Below are 14,862 nucleotides of genomic sequence, written 5' to 3'. Positions count from 1 at the left end.
ACGAGGCTAGTGAACGAAAATAGAGAAACACTGATTTTAGATCTATCTGCATCATTTCGAAAGATGATACGTTTATTACAAAATGATATTAATACACGTTTTTCAGAGCATATGCCATATAATGAATTCTCTGTATTACGTGCGTTATTTTTAAAAAGTCCACAGATGGCTTCGCAAATTGCGAGTGAAGTAAACGTAACCTCCAGTCATATTACAGCTGTAACAGATCGTCTCGTGCGAAAAGGGTTTGTTGAAAGAAAACGTTCAAATTCGGACCGTCGTATCGTATACTTAGAAATTACTGAAAACGGACGAGAAGTAACTGAAAAGCTTGAAGCTGTGCGTAAAGAATATTATAAAGAGAAATTTAAAGGTTGGAGCGACCAAGAGATAGAAATGGTTTTAGAACTATTTGGCCGCGTATTATAATAAATGAGGATAGGAAGCGAGAGCTTTCCTATCCTTTTTCTTTTGAATAAAAATATTTTGAAACTCCGATACTTTAATTAAACAGATCGGAGGAAAGATTATGAAATATATTGCTGCACTTACCATTTTACTTGGAAGTTTTTTCTGCTTTCATACATTCATGTACGCTGATAGCCCTATCCAAGTGGTGCAAAAAGAAGTGAAGTACATTGAGAATGATAATACCGTCTTGTATTCGAAATTATGGGTTCGTTCTATGCAAAACGCAGTATTATTTCATCATAGCGATAATGTTCGTAATCAGGACACTTTGCGTAATGTAACAAGTTCATCGCTCGTTAAAGCGAAGCAATTACCATTTAAGAAAGCATCAATGTACATTCCAAGATTATCGCAATACGTATCAAAAGCAGGGAAAGAAAATATTCAAGTGCACTACATTGCGGTGCACTATAATGTGAAAAAAGAAAATGCGTATCAATTAAATGGCATGAACTATTTTCTGCAAGTATTTGTGAAAGAGCGCGGCGAATGGAAAATTGCTGAAAGTGTAGTCGCGCCGACAGAGCAAATTGTGCAAAACGGTGATGGGTTTGGGATGAAAGAAGAGATGGTGTATGGGGATAGGAGAGAGAATGTAAAATAACCTCCTTTTGAGAGGAGGTTATTTCGTATGAAGTAAAAATTTTTTATTTATCAAATAGTGAAGTATTACATAGCCAAATAGTCCTATTATTATGAACCCAGCGTAATAACTTAATAGCGGATCGTTTTTTCCACCTGTTATCCGGCCTCCTAATAGAGCAAAACATATTGTAACACAAGGTATAAATAGTCGATGTAGTTTAGTGAATAATAATATTTTACCGTTATTTTCATTAGGAGTCCGATTATACAAAAATACTCCTAATGGTAAAAGAATGAGAATATATAGAATCGGAGTGATAAGCTTCCAGATGGGCTGGAATTGATGCTGCTCCTTAACGGATTCTTTTAAATTATTAATGTCTACTTCCTTTACTTCTGGATTAAATGTATAAGATATATAAGTATTATTAGTAGGTGCAAAAACTTCAATATTCTCTATATATGATGCATAATTCGCTTTCTTAAGGAAAAATTCAGTTGTAGATACATTTGTGTGAATCCAAGCAAAATGAAACAGTAACATGCCTATTCCAGATGGTAATATAATGAAAATTAAGCTTAATATACTATGCGAAATGACATTGCCAGCAATTGTTCCGATAAAAATAGCTATTGTAAAAATCGCAATCCATGTAATGGTAACATAACATAATAATGTACCCATTGGCCCGAAAGATTGGTATTGGCTAAAAAGATTAATCTTTAGGATGAAATAAATTAAGATGCCATTAAGACTCATTATGAATAGAATTGCGATTGTCCCGAACAGCCACTTAGAAAGAAAAAGCTCTTTTCTCGTGAATGGCATTGCAAATAACAGATAGTCTGTTTGATTTTGTCTCTTCCAACTGATTAATGAACAGGCGAGTAATATGAAAATTGGAATGAAGGGGATGATAAGAGTATCCCCATTTAAACTATAGTAGAAATAGCCAGCTTCGTTTGGTTGAACCTGTAAATCATTAAAGTAGCTAATAGGTAAAAACCAAAAACTACTACAAGCAAAGAGTAAAAGAATGTACTTACTTTGCTTGTAATGATGGAGCCATAAAGCTTTATGAAACATGTAATCCCTCCAGTACAAAATTGTGATAATGATGAGTTTATTTAGCGTTCCAAGAGAACTTCCATTTCAATAGTTTGGATAGAAGAAAATAGCTAATTATGCTTGCCCCAAAAAATCCAATGTAAAAATTAAGTAATGATTTGTCTCCCCTTAAGACTAAACCACCAACTATTCCTATAACGAAAATACCAATGCTCATAATTATTTTTTGTAACTTCGGATATAGGAGGAAGTTTCCATTTAGCTCATTGACTGAACGAACATATAAATATATACCGAGTGGTAATAAAATAATGATATATGTGATAGGTGCAATCAATAATTTTGCTGAAGGGATTTTTGTAAAGTTTGGTTCATTATGACGCACTCCATCTGGATCGGTATAGGCACTATGTGGATCATAATCAAATCTAATACGAAAATCTTCTGCTGGACCAGAAATACGTATGTTTTCTAAGAAATGGTTCATATTATTACTGTTCTCATGAAAATCTATATTTGAGTGAACAGCGATGACTCCTGAGACTAGAGATGGAAGTAACAATGGAAACATGAATATAGCTGCAGTGAGAAGTCCCTGCGAGATAATATGCCCTGTAATTGTTCCAATACATAATGCAAGTGTATAAATAGCGATTAATACAATTAACATATATATAAAATAAGAATGGAATGGGGAAAATACTTGATATTTATTATGAAAAGTTATCTCTTTCATAATAGCAAATAGACCCCAGTTTATACTGACAACTGCTACAATGTTACAAATACCAAACAACCATTTCGTCATAAAAAAGTGTGAGCGTTTAAAAGGCAGAGACCAAAGAAAATCAATGGAGTTATTTTGTCTTTCCCATCCGATTAACGTACAAGCTAAAATGATAAGTGCAACACCTTGGAATATAACAGGATCCATTAGTGATAAACCAAACTGGTAGTGATATGTATAGTTGTCTTCTTTTGGCATCGTTAGAAAGTGTTGTTGTTCAATAGCTGCCATATAGTATTTGTATGACAAATTGTAGAAGCTAACGAACCAAAACAACCACACAACATATTTACTTTGTTGATATGTTCTTAGCCATAGTGCTTTTTGAAACATAGGCCCCCTCCTTTAAAAAACTTTATAATTTGTTAGACGTGATAGTACAACATAAGTAATGATTCCAGCGAGAAGCAAACTGATGTAATAGTTAAGTAAGAAATTAAATTGATTTATTTTATAGCCACCTAGTAATGCAAAATAAATGGTTGTCCCCCATATCCATATTCGTAAATGTTTTTGGAAAATAAATATCTTTTGACTATTTTCATTTGGAGAACGTTTGTATAAATATGTGCCAAGTATTAAGTAAAATATTGTATAGAAAATAGGGACTAACATGGATTTAGCCGAATAGTACCTATAAGATGCTGGATCTCTTAAAGTGGTTGAATCGTTTTCTTTTTCACGTGATTTTGGATCATAATCGTAATAAATAGAAAAATTATATATTGGTGCAACTATATTTGTTTTATTATTTATTTCAGAAAGACTTTCATATAAGGAAGAATTTCTATTATTCTGAGCATCTAAATGATTTATTGTAAAATTGTATAGTAATGAAATAAATGTAAGACCCATTAGTAACCAAGGAATACAAAAAACGATTTGTGAAACAACGCTTCCAGTAAAGGCACCAATACATAATGCAGCTGTATATACTGCAACATATGAAACAATTGCATAAAGAAAGTATCGATGAAATGGTTCGAATGATTGATAATCCAAATGAATTGTTGTTCTATAAATAAAGTACATAACAATCCAGTTTACAAGAAGAGACCCCACAATCCAGAATGAACCGAAAGCCCATTTAGATAAGAAAACATCTTTTCTTTTAAATGGCATTGTCATAAGTAGTGCATTAGACTGGTTGCTACGTTCCCATCCTATTAATAGACAAGCAATAGAAATAATAAGAATAGTTATCGAAAAACTATTACCTGTATTTGACGAAAAAACATAATCATAATAGAACGTTCCCTTTTCATGTAATTTATAATAATTAGCAAGTTGTTGCTGAGCTGCTTTATAGTATCCGAAAGATAGAAGATAAAGAGTATAAAAGAAGAACAGTAGTACAGCATATTTCCCACGCTTCCAATTCCACATCCACAACGCCTTATGAAACATACCCATCCTCCTCAAGTGTCGTAACGAAGACATCTTCAAGTGACATTGATAATTCTTCAATGAGTATTGGTTGCTCTTTATAAAACTTCTCCAGTGTTGTAGCCACATTTTCCTCAATTAAGATTGTATATACTTTTCCTGTTTGGTTTAATATTTTAATATTGCTTAAGTTTTCTAGTTTTTGAGGTAATGAACGTTCATAAGCAACTTGTATTTTGGCAAATCGTGATTTTGCATCATCTAGTGATGTAATAGAATCTACTGTATGTCCTTTTAAAATAATGATTGTATCGGCAATTTTTTCAACTTCATCTAAATGGTGAGTGGAGATGAAAATTGTAATTTCTTTTTCTGCTACTTCTTCAACGAGAAATTGTAGAATCTGTCTTTTGACGATAGGATCAAGTCCGTTTGTCGGTTCATCTAAAATGACATATTCTGCTTTTGCAGCGAAAGCTAAAATGATCGCAAGCAGTGCTTTCATTCCTTTTGAGTAACTACGAATACGTTTGTTTGGTAAATTAAAACGTTCTAATATTTCATAAAAATATTGTTCATCAAATGCTGTATAAACCGCTTTATAAAACTTTACGATTTCTTTTACTGTATATCCGTTCAGTATGTTAGTAGAGTCTGGAACGTATACAACTTTTTGTTTAATTTCAGGATGCATATGAACATCTGTATTCTCATATGTAACAGTTCCTTCATCGGGGTCTAAAATGCCGACCATCGTTCGTAATAAAGTTGTTTTCCCCGCACCGTTTCTTCCGAGCAATCCGACGATACTACCTTTTTGTAATGTGAAAGAAACATCGTCTAAAATCGTTTGGTTATCAATTGTTTTCTTCAAGTTTGTCACTTTCAACATCTGTATTTCCTCCAATCTCTTTATAGTATGAATCTATCCAATCGTGAATTTTATCTTTCGTAATCCCAAGATAAGAGGCTTCTAGTAATAATTGATGAAATTGCTTTTCAACCATAGCGATTTTCCTTTCGTCTAATGTTGGGGTAATCGATTGGGCTACAAATGTTCCTTTTCCTCGTAATGTTTCAATAATCCCTTGTCGCTCTAATTCTTGATAAGCTTTACTTACTGTATTTGGATTTATAACGAGCAAAGAAGCAAGCTCGCGTACAGAAGGAAGTTTATCACTTGGAGCTAACATATTTTTTAGTACGAGCTCTTTTATATTTTGAACAATTTGTTCCCATATCGGAGTGTTGCTTCTTGGATCAAGTTGAATATGCAAGAGCAATGTCTCCTTCCTGATGAGTATTAAGTGTACTACTACGTGTAATACACTTAATACAATATAGGCAAGGAATTTATTTGTCAACTGAAAATAATAGAAAAATATGGTATTAAAAATGTATAAATTGGAAAAAATAAGTTTGATATAGAATGGAGGGTTAGTCATGAAGCGAGTTTTTGGAATACTTGTTTGTTTCATGTTATTGCTTTCTGGTACTTCAGTTAGTTTCGCACAATCTGAGAAAACGAAGCAGGAAAAAACAGAAGAAACCACGCCGAAGTTAGCGGAACAAGCGTCATCAGCGATCGTAATTGAGCAAGATACAGGTAAAGTTTTGTTTGATAAAAATCCGAATGAAAAGTTACCACCTGCTAGTATGACAAAGATTATGACAATGCTATTAATTATGGAACAAGTTGAAAAAGGAAAACTAAAACTAAACGATAAAGTTAGAGCGAGTGAACACGCAGCTTCAATGGGCGGATCACAAATTTTTCTAGAACCTGGGGAAGAGATGACTGTAAATGAAATGTTAAAGGGCATTGCAATTGCATCTGGAAATGATGCATCGGTTGCAGTAGCTGAGCATATCGCTGGTTCAGAAGAAGGTTTCGTAAATATGATGAACAAAAAAGCGAAAGATCTAGGATTGAAAAATACACATTTTCAAAATCCGACAGGTCTTCCAGCGAAAGATCATTATTCTACAGCGAATGATATGGCTATTATGGCGAAAGAGTTGATGAAGTATCCACTTATTCGAAAATACACAGGTAAATATGAAGACTATTTACGTGAAAATACGGATAAGAAGTTTTGGCTTGTTAATACGAATAAGCTAGTACGTTTTTATCCTGGAGTAGATGGAGTGAAAACAGGCTTTACGAAAGAAGCGAAATATTGTTTAACGGCATCGGCTGAGAAAAATGGTATGCGTGTTATTTCAGTTGTAATGGGAGCACCTACATCAAAAGAGCGGAACAATCAAGTAACGAAGCTTCTTGATTATGCATTTGGACAATACATGACAAAGAAATTATATACACGTGGTGAGAAAATTAAGACTGTACAAGTAGGAAAAGGTAAGGAAGAAAAAGTAGATTTAGTTGCGTCAGACAATGTGTCTCTTCTTATGAAGAAGGGCGAAAATATGGACAAAGTTAAACAAGAAGTGATTGCTGAAAAGAAAGTGAAGGCACCGATTAAAAAAGGTGATGCACTTGGCACACTTGTTATTAAAAGAGATAAAGATGTTTTATTAAAACAAACAATTGTAGCGAAAGAAGATGTTGAGGCAGCGAGCTGGTGGGAGTTATTTAAAAGAAGTTTTGGGATGTTTTCAACATCAAAATAGCGGCGGAAATTTTGATGTTTTTCTGTTCGTATTTACTGAAATAATTGCTGAAAGGTTTCACTTTATGACGAAATAGTTCTTCTTTTGTCAGTAGGAAGGATTCTGATTTTATATCACGAAAATCTTATGTTAATGAGTAAAGTTTGAGCATAAGGAGGAAATCGTGTGAGTCTTTCCATGCATTTAGAAGTAAAACGTGACGTCTTATGTGTGAGGCTAGAGGGCGAGTTAGATCATCATACTGCTGAAGAGTTGCGAACGAAAGTCACAGATATGATTGAGACACATGGTGTTCATCATATTATTTTGAGCCTAGAGAACTTAACATTTATGGATAGTTCTGGTTTAGGCGTTATATTAGGCCGATATAAACATGTAAAGGGATTAGGTGGAGAGATGGTTGTCTGTGCAATTTCACCGCCCGTTAAACGTTTATTTGAAATGTCAGGTCTATTCAAAATTGTTCGTTTAGAAGAAAGTGAAGCGCATGCGCTCGCGACGTTGGGGGTGGCGTAGATGAGAAATGAAATGAACCTTCAATTTTCAGCGTTAAGCCAGAATGAATCATTCGCTCGTGTTACGGTAGCTGCTTTTATTGCGCAATTAGACCCGACGATGGAAGAACTAACAGAGATTAAAACAGTTGTGTCAGAAGCGGTTACAAATGCAATTATTCATGGGTATGAAGGAAATGCAGAAGGTGTTGTTTATATTTCAGTGATTTTGGAAGAAGCGATGGTGAAACTCACGATTCGAGATGAAGGGATTGGTATCTTTAACTTAGATGAAGCAAGACAACCCCTTTTTACAACTAAACCTGAATTAGAGCGTTCCGGAATGGGATTTACTATCATGGAAAATTTTATGGATGAAGTAGAAGTTATTTCAAACGAATCTTTCGGGACAACAATCCATTTGACAAAATACTTATCAAATAGTAACGCTCTATGCAATTAAGGAGAATAGCCAATGGACATAGAGGTCAGAAATGAGAAGAAGAAACCTCAGTTAAAGGACCACGAGCTAAAAGCGTTAATTCAAAAAAGTCAAGATGGAGATCAACAAGCGAGAGATACAATCGTTCAAAGTAATATGCGTCTCGTATGGTCGGTTGTACAGCGATTTCTTAATCGAGGATACGAACCAGACGATTTATTTCAAATTGGATGTATTGGACTCTTAAAATCGGTAGATAAATTTGATTTATCTTTCGACGTGAAATTTTCAACATATGCAGTTCCAATGATTATCGGTGAAATACAACGATTTTTACGTGACGATGGATCAGTGAAAGTAAGTAGATCTTTAAAAGAAACAGGAAACAAAGTCCGAAAGATGAGAGACGAGCTTTCGAAAGAATTTGGAAGGGCTCCAACGATTAATGAGGTAGCACAGGCTCTTGAACTAACGCCGGAAGAAGTTGTTCTGGCGCAAGAAGCGAGTCGTGCTCCTTCGTCGATACATGAAACTGTGTATGAAAACGACGGAGATCCAATTACTATTTTAGATCAAATTGCAGATCAATCGGAAACGAAATGGTTTGATAAAATTGCTTTAAAAGAAGCAATTAGAGAATTGGATGAACGAGAAAGGCTAATTGTGTATTTGCGCTATTATAAAGACCAAACCCAATCAGAAGTAGCGGAGCGAATAGGCATTTCGCAAGTACAAGTTTCAAGACTTGAAAAGAAAATATTAAAACAGATGAAAGATCGAATAGATGAATAGCTATCTATTCGATTTTTTTGTTGTAACGTATGGTTGGTCGATAGCGGCAGCATTCCTTCTAGTCGCGTTAGTTATTGGTCTGAAAAAATGGAATGCACAAATACATTCAGACTCTGTCCAGCTTGAAAAAGAATGGAAGGACCGAGGTGTTTCATGATGAGTGGATCAGTAATTATGATGATGGTTATAGGTATGGTAGTCATTTGGGGAGGACTTGCATTAAGTATTGCAAATTTATTTAAGAAAAAGGCATAAGCTAAAAACATCTGTACCGAAATGGTACAGATGTTTTTTTATGAAAAAATTGTATTAGAAAAAATTCCAATAACCATACTACAACTACGAGGAAGAGTGAAGGGGTGAATGAAAATTGGAACAAACGATTTATATTAAAATGCGCAATCGCTTAAAAGTGTCTCCTACGTATGAAGTAAAGCTGAGCGATGTTGCTCAACTTGCCGGAGATTCTTTTGTAGTTGAGTTGTTACAAAATGAAATAGTCTACAAAATAACAGCGCATGATAAAACACATGTTGTAATTGATGTTATGAAAGTGATTGAGATTATTCAACAAAAAGCGGCTCACATACAAATTAATTTACTTGGTTCTGGACAAACTCTTGTTGAAATTATATACGAAAAAAAGAAAGTGCATCCGGTTTTCTTCGGACTTGTATGGTTGTTACTTTTCATTGGAGCGGCCCTTGCGATCATTTATTTCCATGAAGATGTAAGTATGCAACAAGTACACCAACGGTTATATTACATGATTACTGGAGAATTTAAGGCGCAACCACTTTTATTTCAAATTCCTTATTCATTAGGTCTTGGATTAGGTATGGTCTTATTTTTTAATCATGTATTTCAAAAGAGAATTAATGAAGAGCCGAGCCCGTTAGAAGTTGAGATGTTTCAATATCAGCAGTCGCTTGATCAATATGTAATTGTTCATGAAAACAAGGATAATATGAAACAGATTGCTGATGATTGAGTGTGCATTTGTTGTATTAATTGGCTTAGCTGGAGGAATTGCAGTAGGTAGCGGATATGTCGCGTTTTTAGCTGTACTTGGTATAATCCCTCGTTTAGCTCAATTAACGAGAAGTGGAAAGCATATTCAATACTTTGAGTGGGCGGTCATTGCAGGTACTTTAACAGGGGCTTGGTGTAGTTTGAAAAATATTACATTTCAAACGTCACAATATTGGCTTGTTATATTAGGGATATTTTGTGGCACATTCATTGGAATGCTCGCTGCGGCGTTAACGGAAGTGTTAAACGTTTTACCTATTTTAGCGAAACGAGTAAGGGTAGAGGAGAAAATTATTGTTTTACTCGTTGCTCTTGTACTTGGGAAAGTAATAGGCTCGTTGTTTCACTGGATTTATTTCGTAAAGTAGGAGGCAATATATATGGCAGGGCGAAAATTGAAGGACGATTACATAAATAAAGTGAAGGAGTACCATCCAAAACCGAACTATTTCATAAATTGTGTGAAGGCATTTCTTGTTGGTGGACTCATTTGTACGGTAGGAGAAGTGTTGATGAAATTTTATATACATTACTTTCACTTTAGTGAGAAAGAGGCAGGAAACCCTACAGTTGCAACTCTTGTTTTACTATCAGCGATTTTAACAGGGTGTGGTGTATATGATAAAATCGGGCAGTTTTCTGGAGCGGGATCAGCAGTACCAGTTACTGGATTTGCGAATTCTATGGCGAGTGCCGCACTAGAGCATAGGAGTGAAGGGATTGTTCTAGGAATCGCTACTAACATGTTTAAGCTTGCAGGAAGTGTCATTGTATTTGGAGTCGTCGGTGCATACATTATCGGGTTAATAAGATATACATTTCAAATTTTAATGTCTTAAAGGAGGGGTGGGTATGAGATTGACAGGAAAACAAACGTGGGTATTTCAAAATGATATCTTCGTGAATGCAACTGGTACTGCTGTCGGTCCGAAAGAAGCTGAAGGCCCTCTTGGAAAGGATTTTGATATTTCATATTCTGACTTACATTGCGGAGAGGAAAACTGGGAACTTGCTGAACGAAGGTTAATGTCAGACTCAATTCAACAAGCGATGCAAAAAGGGAATATAAAAAAATCGCAAATTGATTTCTTTTTAGCGGGAGATTTATTAAACCAAACAGTGACAGCAAATTATGTTGCTCGTGAGTATGGTATTCCTTTTTTAGGGATGTTCAGCGCTTGTGCGACGTCAATGGAAACTTTGGCGATTGGATCAGCTTTTATAGATGGTGGATTTGCGAATCGTATTTTAGCTACAGTAAGTAGTCATAATGCGACGGCTGAAAGACAATTTCGTTCCCCGACAGAATACGGAGGACAAAAGCCAGGGACAGCAAACTCAACTGTTACCGGAGCAGGGTCAATATTAATTAGCAATGAGGAGAGTGCAATTAAAATAACAGCAGCAACAATTGGTAAAGTGCAAGATTTAGGAATTGCTAATCCTTTAGATATGGGATCAGCGATGGCACCAGCTGCTGCTCATACAATTCAACAACATTTTGAAGATTTGAGAAGAAGTGCAGCTGATTATGATCTTATTGTTACTGGTGATTTATCGGCTGTTGGGACACCAATTGCGAAACAACTTTTACTTGAGGAAGGGTATGATTTGGGGAATGTATACAATGATTGTGGATTAATGATTTACAATTCAAATCAAGAAGAAGTGTTTGCAGGGGGCAGTGGTTGTGCTTGTTCAGCTGTTGTAACATACGGCCATTTATTGCGTGAAATGCAAAAAGGGAATTTACAAAGAATTTTTGTCGTTGCAACTGGAGCTCTATTAAGTCCCATGATGATACAACAGAAGGAAACGATTCCAACGATTGCGCATGGTGTTGTGTTTGAAAGCGTTAAAGGAGAGTGAATTGTGGATTTTATATATGCATTTCTTGTAGGAGGAGCTATTTGTGTAATTGGACAAGTGTTGCTAGATTTCGCAAAGTTAACACCGGCACATTTAATGGCAACTTTTGTAGTCGCCGGAGCTATTTTAGACGGATTCGGATTGTACGATAAGCTTATAAAATTTGCAGGTGCTGGGGCAACAGTCCCTATTACAAGTTTTGGACACTCACTATTGCACGGGGCAATGCATGCGGCAGAAAAACATGGATATTTAGGAATTGGAATCGGTATGTTTAGCTTAACGTCTGCGGGGATTTCAGCAGCGATATTATTTTCATTTTTTGTTGCACTTATATGTAAACCGAAAGGATAAATCAAATGAGACGAAGGGTTGTTTTGGTCACAGATGGAGATGAATATGCAAAGCGGACAATTGAGCTGTTAACAAAGGAATTTGGGGGGAGGTGTATTTCAGCATCGCAAAGTAATCCGACCAAATTGACAGGGAAGAAAGTTGTTGAGCTTATTATGCAAACGCCATATGACCCTGTATTTGTCATGTTTGATGACAGCGGATTTATAGGAGAAGGATCTGGTGAAAAGGCGTTAAAGTATGTCGCAACACATAAACAAGTTGATGTACTCGGTATTTTAGCAGTAGCATCTAATACACATCATTGGGAATGGGCGCGTGTAGATGTAAGTGTAGATCGGAATGGGAATTTGACAGAATATGGCGTTGATAAATTTGGACTCCCAGATGGTGAAATTGGCAGGATTAGTGGGGATACGATTTATTGTTTAGATGGTCTGAATGTTCCTGTCATAGTGGGGGTCGGTGATATTGGCAAGATGTGCGGAAATGATGAATGGGAGAGAGGATCACCTATTACTAGAAAGGCGATTCAATTAATTTTGGAAAGGAGTGGCTTTTATGACGAAGCCTAAAAAAGTGAATATCCCGATTTCATCTTTTTTAAGTGATAATGAAAATTATTTAAAGCAAACAGTTGGACTTGGTGTTACATACGATGTTGGTATTCGTAAATTTAAAATTTTAAATAAAGAAATTGGTGTGTTATTTGTAAATGGACTTTGTGATACGAATTATATTATCCCTATTTTAGAAGAAGCGGTGGATACAAATGAAATAAGGGATGTAGAAGAAGATACAGTAAAGCTTTTAGAGAATCGTTTAATTCATCAACAAGTAAGTAAAGTAAAAACGATGGATGATGTAATGCTCCAAGTATTATCAGGACTCATTGTTATATTTGTGGAAGGTGAAACTGAAGCGTTCGCAATAGATGTTCGTAGTTATCCGGGCCGGACACCGACAGAACCAGATACAGAAAAGGTAGTGCGTGGTGCAAGGGATGGATTTGTTGAAAATATCGTTGTAAATACAGCGTTAATTCGTAGAAGAATACGCGATCCACGTCTTCGAAATGAAATGATTCGAGTAGGGGATAGATCGCAAACGGATATTTGTATTACATATGTACAAGATGTTGCAAATCCGGATTTAGTGAAGATTATAAAACAAGAATTAAATAATATTGAAGTAGATGGGATTACGATGGCGGATAAAACGGTAGAAGAATTTGTAGTGAAACAAGGTTATAATCCATTCCCGCTTATCCGATACACAGAGAGACCAGATGTAGCAGCAAATCATCTGTTAGAAGGACATGTGTTAGTACTCGTTGATACATCACCAAGTGCTATGATCACTCCAACAACATATTTTCACCATTTACAGCATGCAGAAGAGTTTAGACAAAATCCAGCTGTAGGTACATTTTTACGTTGGGTACGTTTTTTAGGTGTTATATTTTCGCTATTCTTACTGCCATTTTGGCTAGTTTTTGTTTTTGATCCGACTCTTTTACCGGAAAGTCTTGCTTTCATTGGACCAAATAAGATGACGCATTTACCGATTTTATTACAAATTTTGATGGCGGAAGTCGGACTCGAATTTTTAAGAATGGCTGCCATTCATACACCGACATCATTGTCGTCGGCAGCAGGATTAATTTCTGCCATATTAATTGGTCAAATTGCAATTGATGTAGGTTTGTTTGTACCAGAAGTTATTTTGTACGTAGCAGTTTCTATGATTGGAGCATACGCTACGCCAAGTTATGAACTAGGGCTTGGGAATAAGATAGGAAAATTGTTTGTCATTATTTTAACAGGCATATTTCATGAAATGGGATTTGTCATTGGAATGACGATATTGATTCTATTTTTAACATCTATAAAAAGCTTGCAAACACCGTATTTATGGCCGTTTTTACCGTTTGATTGGGGCGCGTTAACGAAAATTTTACTTCGTCCAACTATGTCTAGTTTAAAGGTTCGTCCAAGTATTGTAAGACCTCAAAATGTGCGAAGACAAAAATAAGCGGGATTATGCTCCGCTTATTTTTTATTGAAAATTTATTATTTTTTTAACAAAAATCAAACATTTTTTTTGTACAATTAGAGTAGATATTGTGTATGGAAGGGGAAGAGGACATGATTAAACTATTTGTAAGTGATTTAGATGATACACTCGTTTACAATATGAATGATATGCAAAAAGAAGATGAACGAGCGCTTTGTTGGCTAGCTGAAAACGGGACAAATATTTGTTTTGCCTCTGGCCGTTTTACTCACCGAATTGATGAGGCGGTAAAAAGGTTTTCGTTCCCGTATTACACAACTAGTTTAAATGGAGCGACAATGATACTACCGGATGGAAAAGTATTTCATGAATCGAGTTTTGAAGATGGGGTTGCCCAGGAAATATATCGATATATACATAAAAAGGGACTAGCAGATATTGTTTGTGCAAATGAGCAGCGATATACAAAAAGGAAGAATGAACATCACCATACTTTTGAAGAGTATATGGGAGTGCATATTGCTGAAATCGAAGAGTTAGAAGAGGAATTTGGGAAGACTGTACATCCTGCGAAATTATTTGTTTTTGGCGAAGAAGAAAAAATTGTAGCATTAGATCAAGAGTTGAGAGATACATTTCATAGCGAAGCGGAAGTCTTTATATCGGGTAAGCGATATGTTGACATTATGCCAAGAGGTGTAAGTAAAGGAAGCGCTCTGAAGCGATTAATGGAACATTTACAAATTGAAGCAAATGAAGTTGCATGTATTGGAGATTCTTTCAATGATATTTCTATGTTTGAAGTAACCCCGCACTCCTTCACCCTCCATCATGCTCATCCGTATGTGAAGGAGAAATCAAATTATGTTGTCCGTTCGGTTGAAGAAGCTATTATGAAATTACCGTTACTTGTATAAAAAAGAAGCTCGTC

At 35.6% G+C, this 14,862-nt stretch carries 21 protein-coding genes; 16 read left to right on the top strand and 5 right to left on the bottom strand.

Features of this window, described 5'->3' with window-relative positions; genetic code table 11:
• Nucleotides 1-9: 9 nt before the first annotated feature.
• The gene (locus MHH59_RS20455; RefSeq protein ID WP_002088468.1) at nucleotides 10-429 is read left to right on the top strand and encodes a MarR family winged helix-turn-helix transcriptional regulator; all 420 of its coding nucleotides are present in this window, start codon (nucleotides 10-12) and stop codon (nucleotides 427-429) included.
• Nucleotides 430-529: 100 nt separating this feature from the next.
• Nucleotides 530-1,075, top strand: a complete 546-nt coding sequence (locus tag MHH59_RS20450; protein ID WP_002128961.1) for a hypothetical protein — start codon at nucleotides 530-532, stop codon at nucleotides 1,073-1,075.
• Nucleotides 1,076-1,093: 18 nt separating this feature from the next.
• Here MHH59_RS20450 and MHH59_RS20445 read toward each other — a convergent pair whose 3' ends face one another.
• Genes MHH59_RS20445 through MHH59_RS20425 form a run of 5 tightly spaced genes read right to left on the bottom strand, consistent with a single transcriptional unit; the run spans nucleotide 1,094 to nucleotide 5,575 of the window.
• Nucleotides 1,094-2,143 carry an ABC-2 transporter permease gene (locus MHH59_RS20445; protein ID WP_340852211.1) on the bottom strand — a complete coding sequence of 350 codons (1,050 nt, stop codon included), beginning with the start codon at nucleotides 2,141-2,143 and terminating at the stop codon, nucleotides 1,094-1,096.
• Nucleotides 2,144-2,180: 37 nt separating this feature from the next.
• Entirely contained in the window at nucleotides 2,181-3,245 is a 1,065-nt protein-coding gene (locus tag MHH59_RS20440) for an ABC transporter permease subunit (protein ID WP_078213441.1), read from the bottom strand.
• Nucleotides 3,246-3,257: 12 nt separating this feature from the next.
• Nucleotides 3,258-4,319, bottom strand: a complete 1,062-nt coding sequence (locus tag MHH59_RS20435; RefSeq protein ID WP_002128959.1) for an ABC transporter permease subunit — start codon at nucleotides 4,317-4,319, stop codon at nucleotides 3,258-3,260.
• A complete protein-coding gene (locus MHH59_RS20430) occupies nucleotides 4,309-5,190 on the bottom strand; it encodes an ABC transporter ATP-binding protein (protein ID WP_002128958.1) in 882 nt (293 codons plus the stop codon). Before MHH59_RS20430 ends, MHH59_RS20435 begins: the two co-directional genes overlap by 11 nt.
• A complete protein-coding gene (locus MHH59_RS20425) occupies nucleotides 5,156-5,575 on the bottom strand; it encodes a GntR family transcriptional regulator (protein WP_002033900.1) in 420 nt (139 codons plus the stop codon). Before MHH59_RS20425 ends, MHH59_RS20430 begins: the two co-directional genes overlap by 35 nt.
• Nucleotides 5,576-5,741: 166 nt before the next feature.
• Between MHH59_RS20425 and dacF the strand changes: the two genes are divergently transcribed.
• The 14 genes from dacF to MHH59_RS20355 all read left to right on the top strand — a co-directional run bounded on the left by dacF (nucleotide 5,742) and on the right by MHH59_RS20355 (nucleotide 14,848).
• Nucleotides 5,742-6,932: a serine-type D-Ala-D-Ala carboxypeptidase DacF gene (gene dacF, locus MHH59_RS20420; protein ID WP_340852207.1), complete on the top strand. Its 1,191-nt coding sequence runs from the start codon at nucleotides 5,742-5,744 to the stop codon at nucleotides 6,930-6,932.
• 165 nt (nucleotides 6,933-7,097) lie between these two features.
• Nucleotides 7,098-7,448: an anti-sigma F factor antagonist gene (gene spoIIAA / locus MHH59_RS20415; RefSeq protein ID WP_002128957.1), complete on the top strand. Its 351-nt coding sequence runs from the start codon at nucleotides 7,098-7,100 to the stop codon at nucleotides 7,446-7,448.
• The gene (spoIIAB, locus tag MHH59_RS20410) at nucleotides 7,449-7,889 is read left to right on the top strand and encodes an anti-sigma F factor (protein WP_001243400.1); all 441 of its coding nucleotides are present in this window, start codon (nucleotides 7,449-7,451) and stop codon (nucleotides 7,887-7,889) included.
• A gap of 12 nt (nucleotides 7,890-7,901) precedes the next feature.
• Nucleotides 7,902-8,660, top strand: coding sequence for an RNA polymerase sporulation sigma factor SigF (gene sigF, locus MHH59_RS20405; RefSeq protein WP_002014922.1), 759 nt, complete (start codon nucleotides 7,902-7,904; stop codon nucleotides 8,658-8,660).
• Nucleotides 8,653-8,817 (top strand): hypothetical protein, encoded by a 165-nt coding sequence (locus MHH59_RS20400; RefSeq protein ID WP_165758152.1) that lies wholly within the window; start codon nucleotides 8,653-8,655, stop codon nucleotides 8,815-8,817. The genes sigF and MHH59_RS20400 overlap by 8 nt, the downstream gene beginning before the upstream one ends.
• A complete protein-coding gene (locus MHH59_RS20395) occupies nucleotides 8,817-8,915 on the top strand; it encodes a methionine/alanine import family NSS transporter small subunit (protein ID WP_201052927.1) in 99 nt (32 codons plus the stop codon). Before MHH59_RS20400 ends, MHH59_RS20395 begins: the two co-directional genes overlap by 1 nt.
• A 115-nt stretch (nucleotides 8,916-9,030) precedes the next feature.
• Nucleotides 9,031-9,651, top strand: a complete 621-nt coding sequence (locus MHH59_RS20390) for a stage V sporulation protein AA (RefSeq protein WP_002067040.1) — start codon at nucleotides 9,031-9,033, stop codon at nucleotides 9,649-9,651.
• On the top strand, nucleotides 9,644-10,060 hold the full coding sequence (gene spoVAB, locus MHH59_RS20385) for a stage V sporulation protein SpoVAB (protein ID WP_016092269.1): 417 nt from the start codon (nucleotides 9,644-9,646) through the stop codon (nucleotides 10,058-10,060). Before MHH59_RS20390 ends, spoVAB begins: the two co-directional genes overlap by 8 nt.
• A 12-nt stretch (nucleotides 10,061-10,072) precedes the next feature.
• Nucleotides 10,073-10,531 carry a stage V sporulation protein AC gene (gene spoVAC, locus MHH59_RS20380; RefSeq protein ID WP_002128953.1) on the top strand — a complete coding sequence of 153 codons (459 nt, stop codon included), beginning with the start codon at nucleotides 10,073-10,075 and terminating at the stop codon, nucleotides 10,529-10,531.
• Between the two features lie 13 nt (nucleotides 10,532-10,544).
• Nucleotides 10,545-11,561, top strand: a complete 1,017-nt coding sequence (gene spoVAD, locus MHH59_RS20375; protein WP_002165116.1) for a stage V sporulation protein AD — start codon at nucleotides 10,545-10,547, stop codon at nucleotides 11,559-11,561.
• Nucleotides 11,562-11,564: 3 nt separating this feature from the next.
• Nucleotides 11,565-11,915 (top strand): stage V sporulation protein AE, encoded by a 351-nt coding sequence (gene spoVAE, locus MHH59_RS20370; protein ID WP_002014916.1) that lies wholly within the window; start codon nucleotides 11,565-11,567, stop codon nucleotides 11,913-11,915.
• A gap of 5 nt (nucleotides 11,916-11,920) precedes the next feature.
• Nucleotides 11,921-12,490, top strand: a complete 570-nt coding sequence (locus tag MHH59_RS20365) for a stage V sporulation protein AE (RefSeq protein ID WP_002088445.1) — start codon at nucleotides 11,921-11,923, stop codon at nucleotides 12,488-12,490.
• Nucleotides 12,477-13,949: a spore germination protein SpoVAF gene (gene spoVAF / locus MHH59_RS20360; RefSeq protein WP_002143032.1), complete on the top strand. Its 1,473-nt coding sequence runs from the start codon at nucleotides 12,477-12,479 to the stop codon at nucleotides 13,947-13,949. Before MHH59_RS20365 ends, spoVAF begins: the two co-directional genes overlap by 14 nt.
• 95 nt (nucleotides 13,950-14,044) lie before the next feature.
• On the top strand, nucleotides 14,045-14,848 hold the full coding sequence (locus MHH59_RS20355; protein WP_078177780.1) for a Cof-type HAD-IIB family hydrolase: 804 nt from the start codon (nucleotides 14,045-14,047) through the stop codon (nucleotides 14,846-14,848).
• Nucleotides 14,849-14,862: the final 14 nt, after the last annotated feature.

The organism is Bacillus sp. FSL E2-0195, from assembly GCF_038003645.1.
Taxonomy (GTDB): Bacteria; Bacillota; Bacilli; order Bacillales; family Bacillaceae_G; genus Bacillus_A; species Bacillus_A mycoides.
This window is presented reverse-complemented; position numbering and strand designations above follow the sequence as displayed.